This is a genomic window from Psychrosphaera sp. (genome assembly GCF_982872775.1).
Genome location: NZ_CEYNSH010000022.1, coordinates 1 through 1,064 on the forward strand (window position 1 = coordinate 1; position 1,064 = coordinate 1,064).

The following is a 1,064-nucleotide window of genomic DNA, read 5'->3' on the forward strand; positions in this document are numbered from 1 at the left end:
ATTTAGATCGTAAGGAATAAACTCTTCTGGCTTGAGTCGTTTTACATTCCATGTGTGAAAATACTCATGGCTGCACAAGCTCAAAAATGTTTGATAATTATCATTGAGTTCGTCGTCCTTACTAATGATGTCATGGCGGCTACAAACCAAGGCTGTGCTATTGAGGTGCTCTAACCCTCCAAAACCGTTGTCGGTGACCATTGTCATAAACAAGTATTGGTCGACGTCAGTTGGCAGCCCTCCAAACACGTCTTTTTGAAATTCACAAATCGGCTTTAAATCTTTAACGACGCGTTCTAACGAGCCAAAGTGTTTTCCAGCTGTCACCATATAGTGTGGGATATTATCTACTTCAAACTCGGCGATATCTAACTCACCCATTAATATAGGGTAATCGGTAAAGTCTAAATAGTTTTTGGCTTCATAGTCACCCCAATCAAACGCTTGTGTTTGATTATTTTTGGTAAGGCCTGTCGCAATGCTCCATTTATTAGTAAGAGGGTGAGTTGGTTTTACAATTTCTACGCGACATGGTGTATGACCAAACCCTCTTACTTCATAACAACTGCTTGCTGGATTAATAAAACCAAATTGCTGGTCTAAATAGGCCTTCCTGACACTTAAATCAAAAGCATAATAATGATACTCGACTGTTACAGGTAAATTGTTATGCGACACATTATAACTGGACTTGGAATCAGCGGTTACACTTAGACTACCTTTACTGTCATATGCTCGAAAGTCCAAAACGTGTTTTGCAAAATCACGAATCATGTAGCTGCCAGGCAACCAATTGGGCAAAGAAAGTGTAACGTCGCTTTCTGATTCTGGTGTAAAGCTGATTTCAATTTTGAAGATGTGTTGCAGTGGGTCGGCAACTTGGATTTTATAATTTACATGAGACATACAACCACCTCTATCCGATTACTTTTAGAACAGTCAGTACCATTAATTGTATATTTAATAGGGGTAACTAACCGAAAAGGTTTATAATTTAGAAAATACATTAATGTGAGTGATCTTATGGAATATTCTGAAAAAGTCCAAGCTAGAATCAATTATGC

The 1,064-nt window shown here is 38.2% G+C and carries 1 protein-coding gene; it reads right to left on the reverse strand.

From position 1 onward, the window contains the following. Nucleotides 1-906: M61 family metallopeptidase (locus AC4E96_RS08125; RefSeq protein ID WP_490255456.1), on the reverse strand; the 906-nt coding region annotated here is incomplete at its 3' end. Nucleotides 907-1,064: the final 158 nt, after the last annotated feature.